The organism is Prochlorococcus marinus str. MIT 0918, from assembly GCF_027359415.1.
GTDB classification, from domain to species: Bacteria; Cyanobacteriota; Cyanobacteriia; order PCC-6307; family Cyanobiaceae; genus Prochlorococcus_E; species Prochlorococcus_E marinus_C.
This window is the reverse complement of sequence record NZ_CP114780.1, coordinates 510,216-531,366: the sequence shown is the minus strand read 5'-3', so window position 1 is coordinate 531,366 and position 21,151 is coordinate 510,216. Positions and strand designations below refer to the sequence as shown.

At 31.5% G+C, this 21,151-nt stretch carries 22 protein-coding genes; 11 read left to right on the top strand and 11 right to left on the bottom strand.

The features are described 5' to 3' along the window. The first annotated feature begins 101 nt into the window (after positions 1–101). Positions 102–1,118 (top strand): SDR family NAD(P)-dependent oxidoreductase, encoded by a 1,017-nt coding sequence (locus O5636_RS02815; RefSeq protein WP_269623106.1) that lies wholly within the window; start codon positions 102–104, stop codon positions 1,116–1,118. Between the two features lie 3 nt (positions 1,119–1,121). Here the strand turns inward: O5636_RS02815 and O5636_RS02810 are convergent, their stop codons facing one another. Then, positions 1,122–2,147 (bottom strand): mechanosensitive ion channel family protein, encoded by a 1,026-nt coding sequence (locus tag O5636_RS02810; protein ID WP_269623508.1) that lies wholly within the window; start codon positions 2,145–2,147, stop codon positions 1,122–1,124. Positions 2,148–2,264: 117 nt separating this feature from the next. Continuing rightward, complete coding sequence (locus O5636_RS02805; protein WP_269623105.1) at positions 2,265–2,873, bottom strand: isochorismatase family protein; 609 nt, start codon at positions 2,871–2,873, stop codon at positions 2,265–2,267. 134 nt (positions 2,874–3,007) lie between these two features. Between O5636_RS02805 and O5636_RS02800 the strand changes: the two genes are divergently transcribed. After that, positions 3,008–3,460, top strand: a complete 453-nt coding sequence (locus tag O5636_RS02800; RefSeq protein WP_269623104.1) for a Fur family transcriptional regulator — start codon at positions 3,008–3,010, stop codon at positions 3,458–3,460. A 19-nt stretch (positions 3,461–3,479) separates the two neighbouring features. Here O5636_RS02800 and arsS read toward each other — a convergent pair whose 3' ends face one another. Together arsS and stpA are read right to left on the bottom strand one after the other, a co-directional pair. Further along, positions 3,480–4,409 (bottom strand): arsenosugar biosynthesis radical SAM (seleno)protein ArsS, encoded by a 930-nt coding sequence (gene arsS, locus O5636_RS02795; RefSeq protein ID WP_269623103.1) that lies wholly within the window; start codon positions 4,407–4,409, stop codon positions 3,480–3,482. A 66-nt stretch (positions 4,410–4,475) separates the two neighbouring features. After that, positions 4,476–5,693 (bottom strand): glucosylglycerol 3-phosphatase, encoded by a 1,218-nt coding sequence (gene stpA / locus O5636_RS02790; RefSeq protein WP_269623102.1) that lies wholly within the window; start codon positions 5,691–5,693, stop codon positions 4,476–4,478. Positions 5,694–5,864: 171 nt separating this feature from the next. Between stpA and O5636_RS02785 the strand changes: the two genes are divergently transcribed. From O5636_RS02785 to O5636_RS02760, 6 genes are all read left to right on the top strand, one after another. Further along, entirely contained in the window at positions 5,865–7,397 is a 1,533-nt protein-coding gene (locus tag O5636_RS02785) for a hypothetical protein (RefSeq protein ID WP_269623101.1), read from the top strand. Between the two features lie 17 nt (positions 7,398–7,414). Next, positions 7,415–8,551 (top strand): phosphotransferase enzyme family protein, encoded by a 1,137-nt coding sequence (locus tag O5636_RS02780; RefSeq protein WP_269623100.1) that lies wholly within the window; start codon positions 7,415–7,417, stop codon positions 8,549–8,551. Between the two features lie 98 nt (positions 8,552–8,649). Continuing rightward, positions 8,650–9,354, top strand: a complete 705-nt coding sequence (locus O5636_RS02775; protein ID WP_269623099.1) for a hypothetical protein — start codon at positions 8,650–8,652, stop codon at positions 9,352–9,354. A 32-nt stretch (positions 9,355–9,386) separates the two neighbouring features. Then, complete coding sequence (locus O5636_RS02770) at positions 9,387–10,715, top strand: O-acetylhomoserine aminocarboxypropyltransferase/cysteine synthase family protein (RefSeq protein ID WP_269623098.1); 1,329 nt, start codon at positions 9,387–9,389, stop codon at positions 10,713–10,715. 15 nt (positions 10,716–10,730) lie between these two features. Continuing rightward, positions 10,731–11,624 (top strand): homoserine O-succinyltransferase, encoded by an 894-nt coding sequence (locus O5636_RS02765; RefSeq protein WP_269623097.1) that lies wholly within the window; start codon positions 10,731–10,733, stop codon positions 11,622–11,624. Between the two features lie 30 nt (positions 11,625–11,654). Further along, the gene (locus tag O5636_RS02760) at positions 11,655–12,215 is read left to right on the top strand and encodes an alpha-ketoglutarate-dependent dioxygenase AlkB family protein (protein WP_269623096.1); all 561 of its coding nucleotides are present in this window, start codon (positions 11,655–11,657) and stop codon (positions 12,213–12,215) included. A 61-nt stretch (positions 12,216–12,276) separates the two neighbouring features. On the opposite strand, the gene O5636_RS02755 is transcribed toward O5636_RS02760, so the two are convergent. From O5636_RS02755 to O5636_RS02745, 3 genes are all read right to left on the bottom strand, one after another. Next, a complete protein-coding gene (locus O5636_RS02755; protein WP_269623095.1) occupies positions 12,277–12,534 on the bottom strand; it encodes a hypothetical protein in 258 nt (85 codons plus the stop codon). A 141-nt stretch (positions 12,535–12,675) separates the two neighbouring features. Next, complete coding sequence (locus tag O5636_RS02750; protein ID WP_269623094.1) at positions 12,676–14,253, bottom strand: SulP family inorganic anion transporter; 1,578 nt, start codon at positions 14,251–14,253, stop codon at positions 12,676–12,678. 29 nt (positions 14,254–14,282) lie between these two features. Then, positions 14,283–15,566, bottom strand: coding sequence for an FAD-binding protein (locus tag O5636_RS02745; RefSeq protein ID WP_269623093.1), 1,284 nt, complete (start codon positions 15,564–15,566; stop codon positions 14,283–14,285). Between the two features lie 90 nt (positions 15,567–15,656). Between O5636_RS02745 and O5636_RS02740 the strand changes: the two genes are divergently transcribed. Together O5636_RS02740 and O5636_RS02735 are read left to right on the top strand one after the other, a co-directional pair. Further along, on the top strand, positions 15,657–16,709 hold the full coding sequence (locus O5636_RS02740) for a sirohydrochlorin chelatase (RefSeq protein ID WP_269623092.1): 1,053 nt from the start codon (positions 15,657–15,659) through the stop codon (positions 16,707–16,709). A 382-nt stretch (positions 16,710–17,091) separates the two neighbouring features. Next, positions 17,092–17,358, top strand: a complete 267-nt coding sequence (locus tag O5636_RS02735; protein ID WP_269623091.1) for a DUF2811 domain-containing protein — start codon at positions 17,092–17,094, stop codon at positions 17,356–17,358. Here O5636_RS02735 and O5636_RS02730 read toward each other — a convergent pair. After that, positions 17,345–18,979, bottom strand: a complete 1,635-nt coding sequence (locus tag O5636_RS02730; protein WP_269623507.1) for a GMC oxidoreductase — start codon at positions 18,977–18,979, stop codon at positions 17,345–17,347. The genes O5636_RS02735 and O5636_RS02730 overlap by 14 nt on opposite strands. A gap of 90 nt (positions 18,980–19,069) precedes the next feature. Further along, positions 19,070–19,330: a hypothetical protein gene (locus O5636_RS02725; RefSeq protein ID WP_269623090.1), complete on the bottom strand. Its 261-nt coding sequence runs from the start codon at positions 19,328–19,330 to the stop codon at positions 19,070–19,072. Positions 19,331–19,548: 218 nt separating this feature from the next. On the opposite strand from O5636_RS02725, the gene O5636_RS02720 reads away from it, so the two are divergent. Next, entirely contained in the window at positions 19,549–20,034 is a 486-nt protein-coding gene (locus O5636_RS02720; RefSeq protein WP_269623089.1) for a pentapeptide repeat-containing protein, read from the top strand. Positions 20,035–20,057: 23 nt separating this feature from the next. Here the strand turns inward: O5636_RS02720 and O5636_RS02715 are convergent, their stop codons facing one another. Next, on the bottom strand, positions 20,058–20,438 hold the full coding sequence (locus O5636_RS02715) for a hypothetical protein (RefSeq protein ID WP_269623088.1): 381 nt from the start codon (positions 20,436–20,438) through the stop codon (positions 20,058–20,060). 5 nt (positions 20,439–20,443) lie between these two features. Then, positions 20,444–20,950 (bottom strand): VHS domain-containing protein, encoded by a 507-nt coding sequence (locus O5636_RS02710; protein ID WP_269623087.1) that lies wholly within the window; start codon positions 20,948–20,950, stop codon positions 20,444–20,446. Positions 20,951–21,151: the final 201 nt, after the last annotated feature.

Below are 21,151 nucleotides of genomic sequence, written 5' to 3'. Positions count from 1 at the left end.
TCTAGTTAAATAATATATGGAAAATTACTTTGCTTATTTTTTACTATTAAACTTTGTAATCTTATATTATAGGTACAGATTTATTATGAAGTGTCTAAAAAATGACAACAGATGTTAAAAGAAGGATAGTTATTACTGGCGCAACTTCTGGAATTGGTTATCAAGCGGCCTTGAAAATGATATTAGATCAACATGAAATCATTGTTCCATGCAGAGATTTAGCAAGTAGAGAGAGATTTATTAATTCACTAAAAAAAGATAATATTATATTTTCTCAGATCAAATATAGAGTTGACCTACCTATAGCTGATTTGTCAGATTTAAAAAGTATTGAAGAATTTACTGACAAACTTATTCATCAGAATAAACAAATTGATACTTTAATACTTAATGCAGGCCTACAATATACAGGTTCTAAAGAAATAAGAAGATCTAAACAGAATATAGAATTGACTTTTGCAGTTAATCATCTTAGTCATCAATATATAACACAAAGATTAATGCCATTAGTTTGTAAGTCTAATTATCCAAGGATTATTGTTACGGCTTCTGAAGTTCATAATCCTGAGTCCTCAGGAGGCAAAATTGGACAACCAGCTGGATTAGGAGAAATGCTAGGAATAAAGTCATCATTAACATTTGAAACTATAGATGGAATTTCAACTTTTAACGCAGATAAGTCTTATAAGGATAGTAAATTATGTAATATCCTTTTTACATTAGAATTAATAAGTAGGTTACAGCTTAATAATTTCCCTGTTAATGTCATTTGCTGGGCACCAGGTTTGGTCATTCCTAGAAGTAAATCAGGTTTCTTTAGATATAGTCGTAAGTATAATGAAATTGGTCAAATTATATTTGCTTTTTTTGCTAGAGATGTCTTACATATTACAGAAACACCAGAAAAAGCAGGTCAGTTACTTACTGAGATAGCAACAATTTTCCCAAATAAACCTTATCAATTTTTATATCTTTCTAATATAATAAAAAGACCGGGCATGATGTTACTTTCGAAATCTAATGTCAGCAAAGAAGCTAATGATACTTCTAAAGCAAAGGAACTTTGGGATCTGACTAATGAAATTTTAAAAAATTTTTGTGAATTAAATACTCTTTAAGGACTATTTTGTTAAATTAATTGTTTGTGTTGGATATGCAAATTCAATACCTTCTTTTTCAAATACTCTCATTATCTCAAGATTTATCTCTTGCTGAGTATCCATTGCTAATAAATAGTTATTTGTAGGAATAAAGTAAACTAATTCAAAATCAAGACTAAAGTCGCCAAATTCTATAAAATGGCATCTATCAAAAGCTGCATTATCATTTGAATTAATTATATCTTTAATTAGATCAGGTATTTTAATCATTTTAGAATAACCTGTTGTATAAACAACACCTAGTTTATGGACCAATCTTCTTGCTTCCATTTCTGCATAATTAGAAATCACACCATTTGTTAAATTGCTATTACTCATAACAATTATCTCTCCATTAATACTCCTCATTCTTGTTGACCTAACACCAACTCTTTCAACTCGTGCCCATATCCCATCTATATGAATAAACTGACCACTTTGAAAAGGTTTGTCTAATAAAATTGTTATATATTCAAAGAATTCTTGAACAGGTTCTTTTAATGCTAAACCAGCGCCTATTCCTCCTGCACTTAATAGTGCCCAAATAGCTGCCATTTGAACCCCTAAGTTGTTTAGATAAAATATGGATCCAATACTCCATATTATTGCTCTAACCATTGGACTTAATGATCTAAGCATTGTACTTACAGCAATATCATTTACTTTGTTTGACCAACTTTGTATTAACCTTAGAAGAATTCTATTGATTAGTCTTACTATGAGTATAAGTACTATTAATTTAAAAATACCTCCAATGATTTCACTAATTCCAATAATTTTTATTTGAATTGATAATATCTTCCATGACAGAAATGAGGTAATAGTTATACCTAATGGCTTAATAGTCTCTACAACAACTTTCAGAATATAGTCGTCTGTTTCACTTTTACTACTTTTGACTAACCTTCCAAATATACTTCGCGTCAGTCTTGAAAGTGAAAGTGTTATTATTAAACCTATTAAAAAAACCGTTGCAGTTGCAATTAATTTGCTATAAATCTCATTCATGACCAACATATGTTTCTTTAATTATGACATCTATTAAATTAGTATGCTATACCAATACGTGTAAACTTTAAAGTTCTTTCATGCTCGTTTTTTAGCCATTCCTAGGCAAAGGATAAATCATATTTTCATTTTCATTTTTATTAACTGACTAATCTCTTTAAATACTTTTTTGTCTGCTGATTGACATATCTCAAAAATTATGGATTCTGTTGTGGATATTGTCACCCCATGGTGTTGCATTCTCGCCATGGCTAATTCTTTATCATATAAACCTCGACTATTAGTTGCATCAGCAATTAAATGAATATTATACCCTTTATAAAGTAAATCTAGAGCACTTTGACTAATACAAATATGTGTTTCTATTCCGCATAAAATTATATTCTTTATCTTTGCATTTTTTAAATCTTTCATTAGATCGATGCAGTTAATGCATGAAAATGCCATCTTGCTGTATTTTTTGTATTTTCCTTTTGGAGAGATATTACTTATAGTTTTACCTAGCTTAGAAGGATTTTGTTCTGTAATAAATATTCTTAGTTTAAATATTTCAGAAGCAGATATTAATTTACCTATATTCCATGTTAATTCTTTATCGTTTGGAAGAGCATTTAAAAGCTTTTCTTGCATATCTATAACTACAAGAGCAGTATTTTGTTCATTTATAGGAAATGATTTTTCATTTATTAGTATTTGGAATGCTTTTCTGATCCTTTTACTAAACATTTTTTTATTATGAGCAAATATTCATTTTAGAACATTATATAAATTGTTTTTAGACAACTAAGCATAATCTCTTAATTAATGGCGTCCCCTCCCTCTCATTAGCTATTATTATTGAGAACAGCCACGCTGGATTAATGGCTTTAGGTGCTGGTTATTCTTCTAAATCTTCTCCTTTAGAGACTGGTCTTCATAAAAACGGAAGACGTTTAACTCCTCAAAGGACAAAAGTGCTTGACTTGTTTCAGGCTATTGGTTGTGGAAACCATCTCAGTGCAGAAGAAGTTCATGCGCATTTAATTCAATCAAAAGCAAGAGTTTCTTTAGCAACAATATATAGAACACTTAGATTATTAGTAAAGATCGGATTTTTGCATGAATTGGAATTGAGTGAAGGTTGTCATCGCTTTGAACTCTTAAGTAAAGATCATCCCGATCATCATCATTTAGTATGTATTAACTGTGGCAGAACAGAAGAGTTTGAGAGTGATCAAGTTGTGGTTGCTGGCAGGAAAGCTGCTGAAAATCAAGGTTTTAAATTAATCGAATCAACATTAAATGTTCGAGCAATCTGTCCTAATTGTCTTTGAAATATTTTATTACTAATAGCTAAGTTAAAGCTCCTCCGCAACTAGATCCATTACCAGCTGTACATCCAAAGCAGTGATTATCAACAGATATTTCTATGCCTCTGATGTTTATTGCATCTTTGGATAAACCTTCAAGTGTATTTGGCTTTATCTTACTACTTATAGATAGTTGTTGGTTGAAATCACAATCAAATAATTTTCCTTCCCAATCTACGCTGATTGTATTCTTGCACATTACAGAATTTAGATTTGCATCATTATGATTATTTCTAAGTAGTAATTTATATTCCTCAAGTTTACCTTCTTTTTTTAAGAAGTTTGAGAACCTTTTAATTGGCATATTTGCTAAAACTAATAGATTATTAAAATCTATATCATACCTTTTCTTTAATTCATATTTATATGTATCTTCTAGTTGCTTTTGAGGAGGAGGTAGATTGGCTCCAGTAGGATTATATACTAGATCTAATTTAAGGCCTTTATCTTTTTTAGCATAACCAAGACTATTTAATAACTTTAAAGATTCAATGCTCTTTTGAAAAACACTTTTACCTCTCTGAGCATCTACATTCTCTTCTAAATAGCAAGGTAATGATGCAATGATCCTGACTTTATTATGTGCTAGAAATTTAGCCATGTCTTCATAACCCTTTTCTTTTAGGATTGTTAAATTACATCTATCAATGATTTCTATTCCTAATTTACTTACCTCAGTTATTAATGATTTAAAAAGAGGATGCATTTCAGGAGCACCACCAGTTAGATCAAGGGTCTTAATTAGATATTGATTAATAATCTTAGGTATTAATTTAATATTATGCTCATTCATCATTTCCTCCCTAAAAGGACTTGCATCAACATGACAATGTATACATGCTTGGTTGCATTTGTAACCTAGGTTGACTTGTAGTGTTTCAAGTGCATTCCTCTTTATGCTTGGGAAAGACATACTTTATCTTAATTAAATATATTTTAGCTAAAGTATTAATATCATTGCTCTTCTGATTATAAAAAGTTATTTTTTCCTCATATTATACCGGTTGTTACAAAATTTATTAACCCATTTGATATATTCCTTAGGTCCATTATTCATTATTACATTTAATTTTAGTATGTCATAAGGATCAGTTATGCCTGTAAGAGTTTGGTCTTTGGTGGAAGGTCTATAAACTTCGCCAAAGCTACTATCTACAAATATAATTATGTTTTCTTTTTTATATGCCTTGCCAAGCTCTTGTATTAGTGTAAGAAAACCTCTATCACTTCCTCCTCTAAGCCATTTATTTTCTAAAATATCTTTATTCGATGTAATAGTATCGCCTACACCTATTAATATAGGCATTATTTCGGGCCTAATCTTTTTTTTGCATAGACTTATAAGACCATCAATACCTTTAGGAGCATTTCTAATACTAAAATTATGACCAAATGGATAATATCCAAATTTATTTTTAATATATTTATTCAGTAAAACTAGTAATCCACATTCTTTTAAAGCGCCTTTAATTATAAGCTGTATATCAGTTGTCCCTATATCTTCTTTAGTTGCAAACTTTATTATTTCATTTCCATTTTTTATACCTAAATTTGGTGAAATGTGTAGATAAAATGAATCAGTAAATCCTTTTGTATAAGCTATTTCTATAATCTCACTCATTACTCGAAGCATGATTTCTTGCAGTTTTATTTTGCTTTTAAGATCATTTTCAAAAATATTAAAGAGAGAGTTAAGATTAATTGCAGGAGAAAAACGTGTGTCACATATTGCCTTTTTTATTTCATAATTAGCTTGTTCTTTATCTTTAAAAGGAATACTATTAACTAATTCTTTTTCTAATAATTTCTTCATATATTTTGGTGCCTCGCTAAGGAATTTATTTTCTTCGATACTTAAACCAAGTAATTCCATATTTCCATGTTTATCTTGGTATTCAACACCACAGGCCGCTAGGCCAGGTAAATAAAGGCCTTGTTCTTTAATTTTATTATTTGAATTTAAAGCTCTTTCAATTATTCTATTTACACCTCTTTCGCCTTCATGTTCACCACAAGTTAGTACTGCAAATTCATCATCTAGCTTAGCAATTGATTCTATATAATTTGGATCTATTTTTCTAAGAAGTGGATCTTTTACTAGTGGTATGCAAACACCATCGATATCTTGAATTATTAGTATATTCTTTTTAGTTGAAATTTTTTTGAAACTAATATCTGATTCTTCTTTTATTAACATAATATAAAATAATTAAAAATTATGGGACTATCATACTTCTTTTTGTAGCAAGTGCTTGTTTTCTTTCTCGTTTTTCTTAACTTGCCAAAGCTTTTAATAAGTAATAAGATATTATTGTTTATGCGTTAATCTAAAGCAATTCTAGTTTTGTAGAATCATTCACACTTGCCAATGCAAAATAATTTTTTTACCGATTCACTTGATAAAAAAACTATAGCTTTAAGGCTAAAGGAATTAGAGGATGGAAAAGTAGGTTTTTATAGTGTAGGACTATATCCAGCATCTTTAGCTTATAACTGTGCAATGCAAACAAATAAGAATAATCTTCTTTTAGCACCTAGGCCTGGAAGAAATCTCCTTGGAGCATTTTCTAAACAATCTATAAATGAATTAAAAGAAGAATATCTAAATAAGATGATAGAAATGTCAACTTATAAAGATGGTTCCAAAATACGTGCTTACACTTTAAGTGATTTAATAGAGATATGTGATTTAGTAGTATTAAGTTCTAATAGTAATCATATTGAATCGGATTTACAGGAGGCACTTCATCTAAGAGATAAGCTTGGTAGAACAAATGTTGTATTGGCATGTTTAGTTGGTTCGTTTACATATGGAAATTCAGAACAATCTTCATTTCTTTTATGCCAAAAAAACTCACATTTAGCATTCTTCTCAGGTTTTCATAGACACGGAGCTTTAAGAAACCCTTTGGATAGTTTTACAGCTAATTTTTGTCATCCTGATTCATTTACAGCTTTAATAGGTGCAAGGTTATTAAATAATCTTTCCCCTAATATTCAAGTTTCTTCTGGAGTACATAATGTAGAAGGTCAATATATTAAGTCTGCAAAGAATGTCTCTTCAATATTTGCAGGATTTGGACACACTTATCATTGTAATAATCCTGGTCTATTACCTACTCTCTTAACTTTATTGCTCAATCAATGCCTAGATCAAGCAGCTACTGTTTCAATGAGTAGATTAGATCGGAATGATTTATATAAAAAATCTAGTTTATCTTTAACTGATATAGGTTATGGTGTTCAAAGGATTGAAGCAGCTTTGTCTAGAGATGGAGATATGGAAAAGGTGAGAGATCATACATTTTCTCAATTAACAGCAATGATTGCTGATGTAAAAGGAAGTATGATGCTGCCTATTTCTGGTTCCCCTACTAGGAATTTTCAAGTAGGACAAATACTAGCAGATCGCATGATGTCTTTAAAAAGATGTCCTAATGATTTGGATGAGCTAATAAATTGGTGTGAGTCAAAAGGACTTCAGAAAGGAGCCTTAGAAGGAATTAATTCTTTACGATTTTGGCCAGATATATTACGAGCATACTCAATACCAAATCATGATTCTTCAATGATAAATTTACTCTATATGTGTATATTTTCCTCATTAGAATGTAAGAGGCATGTTTTTAATGTAATGACTAATAGTAGAGAGTTGACAAATTTTTGTCAGGAGTCAGTTCGTCCAAAAAATTCTTCAAGGATGAACGAACTTTTGAATAATCTAGATAAAAATGATATCTTGTCTTTCTTATGTGAATCTATTTATACCAATAATTTTGAATCTAAGGATATTCACTCTTTATACTTGTCTTTAAATATTCATGAATCTTCTCAAGAAAATAACTCCGTAAATTCACATCTAGAAGTTATTAACATGTTTGACAAATACTTTTCTAATTAGAAATCTCCTTAATTTAATTGACTAAAGAAAATTTACAAAATATAAGAAAGATAGCTTCTACTTTTTTTACAAACAATCACATATTAGATATAAAAGCTATTAATTCTGGAAATATTAATAATACTTTCTTAGTTTCAACTGACTCAATCTCTATTAATAAAAAATTTATACTTCAGTCAATAAACTCAGATGTTTTTAAAAACCCTAAAGATATTATAGATAACTATTCTAAATTAGAGGATAATATTTTGACTAATCTAGATCAAGTATTATTAAGATATCCTAGAAAATGGTTTTTCCCTAAGTTAATAAAAAATATTGTAGATAAAACTAATTATAAGCTAATTGATGATGTTTATTGGAGATCATTTGAGTATATAGACTTTACAAAGACTATTGAAACTATTACTTCTGATTCTCAAGCATATTATCTCTTAGAAGGCCTTGCAATTTTTCATCTCTTAACAATTAAAGCAAATCCAGATAATTATATAACTACAATTAGTAATTTCCATAACACACCCAAATATCTTTCACAACTTTACTCTGTTGTTACATCTTTACGTCAGAATGAAATACATAATCATAAGATATTAAAAGAGATTGATTTAGTTTTAAAGTTTGTATCTTTAAATAAGAATGAAGCTTTTTCTCTTATTAATTCTTCTTCAAGAAAATCTTTATCCTTCAGACTGATACATGGAGATCCTAAAGTTAGCAATTTTTTGTTTGATTTTTCAACAAATAAGGTTGTCTCTCTAATAGACCTTGATACTTTTCAAATGGGATACCTTCTTTTTGATTTAGCTGATTGTTTAAGGTCATGCTGTAACCCTTTAGGGGAAGAACCTGAAGACATATCAATTGTACATTTTGATTTAAACTATTATCAGTCAGCTCTTAATGGTTATTTCTCTATATATAAGGATAAATTGACTAAAGCAGATATTTTTTATCTACCTTATAGTATTCGAACTATTACATATGAATTAGGAATTAGATTTTTGACTGATTATCTTTGTGGGAATACTTATTTTAATTCAAATTATCCTACACAAAATCTTTACAAAGCTAAAGTACAGTTTGCATTATTGAAGAGTATTCATGCTCAATGGAATAAAGTCATTAAAATTACTAATAGTTTAAGTATGTGAACTGAGTTAAGTTTGTAATTTGAGATTAATCAAGTAAAAGGGTTTCAGTTCTATGATTTCCCAGTACGCTTTATATAATAAATAATCTTTCTTTAAAAGTGGCTAAGGAATTAACTCACCGTGCAGATGAATTAAAACTGCTAGGTTGGTCCCAGCACGATATCTTACGTTATACAGAATTATGGGATTATCGACAGAGATGGGGAGCTATAAATCTTGAGCGAGAAGACAGGCAATTTTTAAGAAAAGCAGAATCAGCATTACCTGAAATTAAATCTGGAAAACCTTCTGTTAAAAAGCCACTTAGTGAGAAATCTTACTACTGTCGAATAAAGTTTTTTCTTTCTGAAATGAATAAGGCAGAAAGCTTATTTGATATATCGGAAGGTTCCAAAGGTATATGGCCTGTTCTTTTAGAGGAAGAGCTAAGAACACTTGATTATTATGAACCGGTTTTAGGGTTGCCTGATACGTTGAAATCAAAACTTCTTATACCTTTTAGAGAAAAGCTTGTTTCTTTTTTAGTTGAGAAATATAAGGAGAAAGTAAAAATATTTGATTTTGACTTCAATAAAGCTCTTTCTGCATATAACGAAAGTGAGGGTAAAAATTGGCAGCCTTTAAGAGATGGGGTTTTAGATGCAGTATCTGAATATCCAGTTTTTGAGAAAGATACTGTTGATGCTTGTAGGAAACATATTAGAAATGAAGTTATTTCAATGATTAAGAAGAGTTTTCCTTCTTTAGCAAAATTAGATAAAGAAGATCCTTCTGACGAATGGATTTCAGAATCCAAATCTTGAGCTAGAAATAAAGGTAGATCATTTATAGATTCTTGAAATCTCATCAATTCGAAACATTGCAGTTGCATGCTGGCCAGCAACCTGATCCTTCAACCAATTCAAGAGCTGTTCCTATTTATCAGACAAGCTCATATGTTTTTAATGATGCTGAACATGGTGCAAATTTATTTGGCTTAAAAGAATTTGGGAATATATATACCCGTCTAATGAATCCCACGACGGATGTTTTTGAAAAAAGAGTTGCAGCTCTTGAGGGAGGGGTGGCAGCTCTTGCTACAGCTTCAGGACAATCAGCACAATTTTTGGCAATTACAAATTGTATGCAAGCAGGAGATAATTTTGTTTCAACTTCATATCTTTATGGTGGAACTTATAATCAATTCAAGGTTCAGTTCCCGAGATTAGGAATAAATGTAAAATTTGCAGATGGTGATGAGATTGATAGTTTTGCATCTCAAATAGATTCGAATACAAAGGCTATTTATGTTGAATCAATGGGTAATCCAAGGTTTAACATTCCAGATTTCGCGGCACTTTCTAATTTGGCAAAATCTAGAAATATACCATTAATAGTTGATAATACTCTTGGTGCCGCTGGAGCTTTAATAAGGCCTTTGGATTATGGAGCTGATGTTTTAGTGGAAAGTGCCACGAAATGGATTGGTGGACATGGAACAAGTTTAGGCGGAGTTATTGTTGACGGTGGAACTTTTAATTGGGGTAATGGTAAGTTTCCATTAATGTCTCAGCCAAGTGCTGCATATCATGGGTTAGTTCATTGGGATGCTTTTGGTTTTGATAGTGATATATGCAAAATGTTAGGTGTCCCTCAGGATCGAAATATTGCATTTGCATTAAGGGCTCGGCTTGAGTGTTTAAGAGATTGGGGCCCCGCTTTAAGTCCTTTTAATTCTTTTTTATTATTGCAAGGTTTAGAAACATTGAGCTTGCGAATAGAAAGGCATTCTTCTAATGCTATGGAATTAGCTAATTGGTTGAATGATCATCCTAAAATTTTAAGTGTTAATTTCCCTGGGTTAACATCAGATCCTTATCACCAAAGAGCAAAACAATATTTGACGGAAAGAGGTATGGGATGCATGCTCATGTTTTCCTTGAAAGGAGGATTTGATGATGCAGTTACTTTTATTAATTCATTAGAATTAGCGAGTCATTTGGCTAATGTTGGAGATTCAAAGACATTGGTGATTCATCCAGCATCTACTACTCATCAACAACTTTCACCAGAAGAACAACAATCTGCCGGTGTTACTCCTACAATGGTAAGAGTATCAGTAGGTTTAGAGCATATAGATGATATTAAATCAGACTTTTCAAAAGCCTTGGATCAAATTACTTAAATAAAGAGAAATTTTATGGCGCTAATCCTTCCACGTGGATATCACAAGATTTCTGCAGTGGAGAGAAATCATATCTCTTGGATTGAGCCTGAACTTGCAAAGAGACAAGATATTAGGCCTTTAAGAATTGGCATTTTAAATATTATGCCTTTAGGTAAACAATATGAATTTAATTTACTTCACCCATTAGGTCTTTCTCCTCTTCAAATTGAACCCATATGGATTAGATTAAATTCTCATAGTTATAAAACATGGGATTTATCACATTTATCTAAGCATTATGTCAGTTGGGAAGAGGCAATGTCCCCTTCTCCTTTAGATGGTTTGATTATTACAGGAGCACCAGTTGAACATTTACCATTTGAAGAAGTCAAATATTGGTCAGAGTTGGTTGATTTGATTAATGAGGCTCGAAAAAGTTGTGCAAGTACATTAGGTTTATGTTGGGCTGGCTTTGCTTTGGCCTATTTAGCAGGTGTTAGTAAGAAAGTTTTTCAGAAGAAATTATTCGGGGTGTTTCCAATGAATAGTCTTATTCCTGCTCATCCGATTATGGGGACCCAAGATGATATTTTTTATTGCCCACAAAGTAGATATGCAGGTCTTCCTGACTGTGAGATGGAAGAAGCTCAAAGAAAAGGTTTATTGAGACTACTTTCTTATGGTGAAAAAGTTGGATACACAATATTTGAAACAACTGATCAGCGGCAGCTTATGCATTTGGGACATCCTGAATATAATGTAGCAAGGCTACTTTCTGAAATGGAAAGAGATAAAGAAAGGGGAGATGTTCCTCCGCCAGAGAATTTTAATTATAAAAAACCTCAAACTCCCTGGAGATCCCATAGGAATTTAATGTTTCAGCAATGGCTTTGGTTTTGTTATCAAAGAGTAAGTTTAAATAATTAGAACGTATTGCAAAAACATTAATTATATCTATTGAATAAAGTACCTTTTTCTAAGACTCAAGATTGGCTTTGCTCAAGAAAGGCCAATCAATTAACTCACTTGCTCTTAGAAAAATTAGAATGGGAACAACCTAAAATTAAAATTTATGGTAAAGAGTATTTTGTTCCACGATTAACTACTTTCTTAGCAGATAGAGGAATTTCTTATAGTTATAGTGGAATAAAACATATAGGAAAGGATTGGCCGAATTGGTTTACTCCTTTATTAGAAAAAATTCAAGGATATTGCAAGACAGAATATAATGGATGTTTAATTAATTTATACCGTAATGGTAATGATTGTATGGGCTGGCATGCAGATAATGAAGAAGAACTTGATAATCAAAAATCAATAGCATCTTTATCCCTAGGCTCAACAAGGGATTTCTTATTAAGCAATCGAATTAATAAAGAAAAAAAATCTTTTTCACTTTCAAACGGAGACCTATTTATTATGGAACCTGAATGTCAATTTGAATGGATTCATTCAATCCCAAGAAGAAAAAAGGTAAAAGATCTAAGGATTAACTTAACCTTTAGATGTTATAAGTAATTAAAATATTAAAAATTATATATACCTAAATATATCTTCAAAAGTCTTTAGAACTAGTTTTTTATTCAGAATTAGATTCTGTTTGAGCTGCAGCTTTGGCAGCTGCTTCTTCTTCCTGCTTAGCTCTTAATGCAGCTGCTTGATCTGCAGCAGCTTTAGCAGCAGCAGCTTTAGCAGCAGCAGCTTTTTCTACGGCTATTGCTTGAGCTTTAGTGGCATTAAGTTTAGAGGTTTTATTGTCTGCAAATTTTAGTGCTGTTATGAGAATTGGCACATGAGCAATGCCACCTACTAAAACCAAAGCTTGACTGTAAGCCATTCTTTTTTAGATATAGCTAAGCTTATTATCTCATTTTAAAGTTCTGAATTTAACTGATCAGTTGTAAATTGTTTTATTAATATGCTTATCAAATTTGATAAGCATATTTTTATTTACAAAAAAGCTTGAAAAAATTTAAATTTATCCGTGACTAGGTTCTTGTCCTCCTAACCTATCAAAAAGATCAAAGCTTTCCTTATTTAAGCCAATAACTTCAACTTTTGAACCCCCTAGAGTAAGTTTTCTAATGATTTGGTCTAAAGCAGCTACCCCACTTTGATCCCATATATGGGCTTTAGACATATCTATAGTTATTTTTTTAGGATGTTTATGAGTGTCAAATCCCTGCATAAAATATATTTTACTTACGAAAAATAATTGCCCAATTACTTCATATATTATTTCTTCGTTATTTATTTCTTGAACGCTAACTCTTATTACTTTTGCAACTTTCCTGCTAAATAAAATGCCTGCTAATGCAACGCCTGCTATTACACCTAGGGCTAGATTATGGGGTGTAGTTAACATTGTCACTGAAAAGGTCATAAGCATTACAGCAGTATCGCTCCTAGGTATTTTGGATATATTTTTTAAGCCATTAATATCAGCTGTACTGATGGCAATAGTTATCATTACTGCTACTAGTGCAGCCATAGGAATTCTTTCAAGCCAAGGCTTGCATACTAAAATCATTAGTAATAGTGCTATCCCTGAAGAAAAAGTAGAAAGTCTTGATTTACCTCCATTTTCAGTATTCATTACTGATTGACCAACTAATGCACAGCCTGCCATACCCCCAAATAAAGAGGAAGCTATATTTGCAATTCCTTGTCCTCTTGCCTCAGTATTCTTATTAGAGTTTGTATCTGTAATTTCATCAAGTATATCTTGAGTAAGAAAAGTCTCCATTAAACCAACCAATGATATTGCTAATGCAGTTGGTAGAACTATTCCAAATGTTTCAAGGTTGAAGGGTACTTTCCCATCTGAGATTGAGCCAAATGGGAGGCCAAAACCTGGGAGTCCATTTGGTAATTGTCCCAGATCTTTTACAGTTGGTATATCTAAATTTAAGCCTATTGATATTACTGTAAGTAAAAGAATAGCTACTAGTTGTGAAGGTATTAAACGTGTGAGTCGTGGTAAACCATATATAATTATTAGGCCTAAAATTATTAATAGCCAAACAATAGGTATTTGAAGACCTATTGGAAGAATTTGTTGAGAATGATCATTTGCCAACGCTTCCCCATGATGAAAATCCAATCCCATTTGTGGAAGCTGAGCTTGGAAAATTAATAAAGCTAAAGCATTTACAAAACCACTCAGTACTCCAGTTGGAACAAAACGCATTTGATAAGCCAACCGTAAATAACCCCATAGAATTTGAAAAACTCCTGTTAATAACCCAGCTGCAATTAAATAAGAAAGACCTAGACCATCGCCCTGTGCGTTACCTGTTGCCACAAGGCCTGTCATAAGAAGGGCCGTTGATCCAGTGGCGGAGGTGATCATCCCTAATCTTCCTCCAACAATAGCAATTGTTATTGAAAGAATAAATGCACCAAATAATCCAACTTGTGGATCTACTCCTGCGATTCCAGAAAAAGCAATTGCTTCTGGAATCATTGCAAAAGCAACTACAAGACCAGATAAAATATCCTTTCTAGGATTAGAAATCCATTCTTGTAAAAAAGTTGAATTTGATTTACTTAGCATTTTAGTAATTTTCTTATTGAGACCGTATCTCAAAGAGGTGGCAAATTACCTTTTGGATCATATTTTGATTTTAATTGCTGTAGTTTAGGCAGCCAATTTTTAAAGGCAGCTTTGATTTCTTTTTTATGCCAACTTAAGTGAGGGTGTATTTGTGCTAAATGGACACCAGGGAAATAAGTATAAAGTTCATCCCAGACTTGTTCCATCCATTTAAGACTTTGCTCTTGACCTTTTTTATCTCTAGAATTCCATGACCCCGAAATCCAAGGCTTCCATATTGCATCACGATGAATGAAAGAGCTTAGGTTATTTTCTTCATGTGTAGTTGCTCCCCCAAGTTGCTGTGCTGCAATATATGAATATTCATTTTGTCTATCTTTCATTAGAGATTTGATTCTTTTAATTAAATCATATGAATTTGTACTTATTGATGGGCCAAGAAGACCAATGACTTCTGAATAGCTTCTTTGATTAAATAATTGATTCCCATGTGAATTAAGTTGAGGTAAGTTAAGTAAGTTAGGAATTTTAGAGATTAAAAAATCTCCTCCTTTAGGTATTTCGTTAATAATTTTATTAAGATCATTAGATTTATCTTTTTCATCACATTCATAAGTACCATAGCATTTAATTTTATTACCCCAGATCCAATGAAGACTTGCTGATTTCGGCCATTCTTCTGCTTTCTCTATTATTTCTGCTAGCTGAATTGGACTTAGAGATGTTTCCCATATAGTTAATGGATTTAGTTTTTGTGTCTTTAGCCTTATTTTTGTAATTATTGCAAAAAATGGGGCAGCTCCGCATAGTGCTTTCCACTGGAGAATATGGCTCTCATTTGATAATAAATCTGGCTTGTATAAGTGAAATTTATCGCCATTTCCCCAGTAACCACTTATTTCTAATATTTGATCAATTGCTAAGCCATATTTTCTACTTAAAGGACTAATACCTCCGGTTAAAATATATCCAATTCCTGTTATACCTGATAACCCTATAGGGAAAGAACGATTAAATTCTATTAAGCTCTTTAAGAGCTTTTCCATATTGATCCCTGACTCTATAACAACCTCATTATTTTTTTTATCAAATTCAAGCTGTTGATAATTTTTACGCAAATCTATTGTCCAATGTCCTTCACTAGTACATCTACTGGAAGTCCCCCCTCCGCATACCATGAGAGGTTTAGGAGATATGGTGTCATTTTGAAGTAGCTTCAATAATTCTGAATTAATTTCGTGATATATACCCGCAATTTTCTGATCTTGTGCAAGATTATTGGGGAAGTTATAGTTTTTATTAGAAATGCTCACGATTGTATTGTTGATATATGAGATTAATTAGCTTTTAGATGAGATTTTGCACTCTTAACACGATATGGTCTTAATAAGTGCAATGAAGTTTTGATTTCTGAGCTTTTAGATAAACTTGATTCCAATATAGGAGTTCTGATTATTGGTCATGGCAGTAGAAATATTCTTGCAACAAATGAATTTGCAAATTTAGCTGAATCTATAAAGATTTTACTGCCTGGTGTCCATGTTGAATATGGTTATTTGGAGTTTAGTCGTCCAATCATATCTGAAGCTTTGGATAACTTAAGAAAAAAATCTGTTAAGAAAGTTATAGCAATTCCAGCAATGTTATTTGCAGCTGCCCATGCAAAAAATGATATTCCTTCAGTTCTAAATGCTTATTCAGAAGAAACTGGTTTAGATATAGCTTATGGAAGAGAACTTGGGATAGATAATTCTATGATTACTGCAGCTGCGGAAAGGATAAAAGAATCATTAAATAGTTACTCTAAATTCCCATTCGATAAAACATTATTAGTTGTAGTTGGCAGAGGTTCCTCTGATCCAGATGCAAATTCAAATGTTTCTAAAATTACAAGAATGCTTGTAGAAGCTATTGGCTTCGCATGGGGGGGAACAGTTTATTCAGGTGTGACTTTTCCTCTTGTTGAGCCAGGTTTGAGGAATTTAGTAAATTTAGGTTATAGAAGAATAGTTGTGTTTCCATATTTTTTATTTTCAGGTGTTCTTGTTAGTAGAATAAAAAGAAATGTTCAGTTAGTTGCTAATGATAATCCTGAAATTGAATTTATTAATGCTGGTTATTTAGGAAATCATCCAAAAGTATTAGAGACATTGGTTAAGCGTATTAATGATGTTTTTACAGGTGATACTTCAATGAATTGTTCACTTTGCAAGTATCGATCTAATTTATTTGGCTTTGAGAAAGAAGTTGGATTACCTCAAACAAGTCACCATCATCATGTTGAAGGTTTAATGCAAGGGTGTGAATTATGTGAAAAGGAATGTACTGGGGAGTGTGAAAATATAGATAATACTGCTCATCAAGACCACGAGCATATTCATAAGTACCATTACCCTCATTCTCATCATCCTTTAGGACCTGTCACGCTTCGAAGTTCAAAAAACATGCAAATCTAAAAAAAATACTTTTTATTGACTGACTCAACTGTCTCTTTCTAACATGTGACTTACGAGACTTATGTTCGATAAGTAAGTCTTATGGATTAATTTTGATTGTTTTCCCAAGTTTTTTCCACAGATTAAAGAATGGTTTTCCACTAAGATTTTCATTTTTTGGTATAAATAATTGCTTTTGTGGTTTGTTTGGATTGAAGAAGATTTTTATTTCTTCTTCAAATAATTTATTTAAATTTATATCTTTTTTTAAGGTTCTTCAAAGGTCTTTATGCTGCAATGAGTCTTATCTTGTCTCGGGGTTTGGTATCAAATTGTCGTTTCCTTTGACGATTTAGGGAAATTTGTAGATATTAGTTAGGAATTTATTTTTTCAAACAAAATAATGGATTTAGCTCAATTAAAGATCAGTGAAGAAAAGAATGAGAATATAGATATTTCAAAGGTCAATGAGGCTTATGTAAGTTTAGAGACTGAAATCCCAGAAGTTCTTTATAGAGGGATGAAAGAATTTATTTATACAAACCCTAAATGGGATCAATATTCTTTAATGAGTTCAGCCTTAGCTAATTTTCTTTTCCAAAATGGAAGCGAAGACAGAGCCGTTGCAGAAAGATATTTAAATGATTTATTTGTTATCAGTAATTCTTAACCGCTTTTATACAAGCTCTCCTTGTTAAAGCCATCATTGTAAGAGTAGGACTTTGCCAAGCTGATGTAGGCCAACAGGCTCCATCTACTACCAAAACATTTTTACATTCCCATAGCCTATTCCATTTATCTAATACACTTATATCCCTTTTTGATCCCATAGGCGCTCCCCCAACTTCATGTACGTAGTACCCTGGCGGAGGAGGAGAATCCTGAAGTGCAAATGCATTTTTTGTAAGTAGATTTAAAAATGGTAAATTTATTAGATCTTTAAGTTGATTTATTTCTCCTCCTGCAGACTTAATACAATTTTCTATTGTTTTGTTCATATGTTTTACCATCTTAAGTTCATTTTCTTTCCATTCACAACGAATTAATGGAATAGGGATGCCAAATTTATCTAAATTATTTGATAGCGTAACCTTGTTATCTTCGTAGGCTAAGACTTCTCCATGACCAATTAAGAAACCTGTTTTAGTTTGAGGTTTTTTCTTTAGAAATGCTGGAGGATCAAAACGGTCAATACCTCCCCATATTCCATATCCTCTAATAAAATCTACCCTATTACTTTTATCTGGATTATTTCCAAATGGAATAAAGAAACTACCAGCACCAGTTAATTTTTGATTTGTTACTTTCTTAATGTTATTGGATGGCATAGAAAAGAAACGACATGTAGATATATGATCCATTAAATAAGAACCTAATTTGCCAGATGGTTCAATCAATCCTTGAGTTCTTCTATTTTCTAATGAATTTAACAATATTTTGATACTTTGAATTGTAGAGGCGCACAAAACAATTAGTTTGGAATTAAGTTTGTTTTTTGCTTGGGTTAATCTATCTATCATTACTACCCCTGTTGATAGATTTTGCTGTTTATTAATTATAATATGTTCAACAATTTGATTTGTTAATAGCTCTACCTTTCCTGTTTTTAAAGCTTTTGCAAGACTACTTCCTATACTACTTGACCTGGGCCAGTATCCATCTGAATTTATATCATGAGGTCCAAACCCCCTAGAATGTATTACTTTATAATTTAAACTATTAAATATTTTACTTTTAAACTCCTCCTCCATATCTGTAAATGGCAGAGGTTTTATATATTCACCATCTGGTAATTGATTTAAACCATCATTATTTCCATGAATACTTAATAGCTTTTCTATTGCTGTATAATGCTCTTCTAATTCTGAGTATGAGATAGGCCATTCCGAACCATAATTATCAACTCTAGATGCTTTAAAGTTTTCTTCAGATAGCCTTAAGGTGATTCCTCCCCATGTAAGACTTCTTCCACCAACTTGTCTTCCTTGAGTCCATATAAAGGGCTTATTTTTAGGTGTTTTGTATCGATTTTCTTTTTCATTTATATAAAGATCAGGATTTGCTTTCCAGAAGCCTGGGTGTTGTGCTTGCATTTTATTTTCACTATTAAGTATTCCTCTTATTCTTTTAAATGTATTTAGCGGCTCTGAACCTAGAGCTTCTTTTGGGTTAAAAAATGGACCTGCCTCGATAACAAGAACTCTTACGCCAAGCTCAGCAAGTGTAAGAGCAGCTATTCCACCAGTTGCACCTGACCCAATTACAATAGCTTCAAAGGGATTTTTAATTATTTTAGACAATTTTAAAATTTAATCTAGATATCTATTGATTTTATATATTGAAATTCCATATATAAATTGCTTTTAATTTTTATTGAAAAACTAGCTTCTAGAAACCCATGAAGGTGCACCTGAAAACCAACTTCCTAGATCTTCGTGTTTAGGGTTATAAGTTGAACCAGGTTCTGAGGATCCAATATTAAGGTCATTTATTAACGATTCTATTTGGTCATTAGGTTCTTTAGATTGCTGCATCCTTTTTGCTTTTTTCAGCCAAGAGGCAATTGATTGATCTTTATCAGCTGCTTCTTGAATATATAACCTTTCTTTTAAGGTCACCTTTTCTCCCTTTGAAAGTCTCATAAGGATTTCTTGAATCTTCTTAGTGTAAACAGAGGAAAACATTCCCTTTTATTAGCTAATTTCTTTTTAGCTTATTTTTGGAGAAAGGAAATCACCTTCAATATAAACATTTTATTAACTTTCTATATTGTACAAATCAGTCTTCATAAACAAAACCTAAAATATAAATTTAATTAATTAAATTAAAAGGTATTTTTACTTAAAAACCATTGATGCCCATGATCTATCCATTAAGGCTTTTTACATTTCTTATTTCCTTCTTTTTGTTTTTCTTACCTATAACGCCTAGTTTTGCTTCAATTGACTATGGTAAGCAAACTTTAACTGGGGAAGATTTCTCGAAATTGGATTTAAAAGGGGCTACTTTCTATTTAACAAACCTTCAAGACGCTAATCTTTCTGGAACTAACTTAGAAGGAGCAAGTCTCTTTGGAGCTAAACTATTAAACACTAATTTATCCAATGCTAATCTTCGTAATGCAACACTTGATTCAGCAGTATTTGAAGGCACAGATTTGACAAATACAATCTTAGAAGATGCATTTGCTTTTAACGCAAGATTTAAAGATGTCATTATAAATGGAACTGATTTTACTAATGTAATATTCCGCGATGAGGACTTACGCTATTTATGCTCTATAGCATTTGGTACTAATCCAATAACTAAAAGAAATACTATAGAAACATTAGAATGCTCTTACTAGACTAATGTCCTTATTTAATCTGCTTAAATAGTTATTTTTTTCTTAAATATTTTTTTTGCAGATATAGTAGGGAAACCAATTGTATTTAAATGACGTATAAGAAGAATCGAATATTTATATCCTTGGGTTGATATTATATATTCGTGTCCTAATTCTTTTAAAGTAAGTTTCATTAGATCGTAATCTCTTCTTGATCCTAATTTTCTGCCAATTTCTTTAAAACCTTCATTACTTATATCTTGATCTATTTTCTTGTTAAATACTATTTTTAGTTTATTGTCAGCAGCTCTAAATAGTATGTATATCAGACTTGATGTACTCTTACTTTCAAAATTACTTAAAGGTGAGATCTCAGATAATGAGATTCTTTTTACATATTTTTTTTTATATAAATGACAATTCATATTAATTAGATTGTGTTTTTTATGGATATAGATTCATGCTTGTCCCAAATATTATTAACCTCTGCAAGAGCTATCCTTCTTTGGCATGCCACGTTATAACGCTCTATAGCAGCTGATGGTATAGAGCCTTTGCTTTTCATTGCTCTTAAGCCAATTTCTAAACATTGCAAAGCAACACTAGATAAGTCTCTGCCTTCAGCTGCAGCCCAAGCTTTCATTAAGTAATTTAGACTTGCAGGAACAGATACTTGAAGCTTTGAAGAGTTTGCAGTATTTAGGCTTAAATCATCCAAGCTATTTTCTTTTTCCAAGATCTCGCTTCTTATTGTTTTTCTAAGCTCTTTAATTTTTTCTTCTATCTGATTGCTAGAACCTTCTTTAGATATTTCTTCTAGCGAATAGATAGCTTTTTCATTTTTATTTAGACACTCAATAGCCCATAAGGAGATTTCTTCTTCAAGAGAAGTCTTGTCGAGCCATTCATCTCTAACTTTTCCCCAGCTTCGTTCCATGAGCCCCTCTGGTTGCTTCTATTGTATGATAATCTATAGGGATTGTCTATAGATTCTTTGTGGGGTCTCTATAGATTCTGTAACTGACTGCTTTAGGGGCTTTGTGTTTTTAGGCCCATCTTTGATAGCCTTTAATAGTTCTATTTTTGTTTGGGTAATATCTCTTCAAAGCTTTAAATATATTTTATTTCATTTATAACT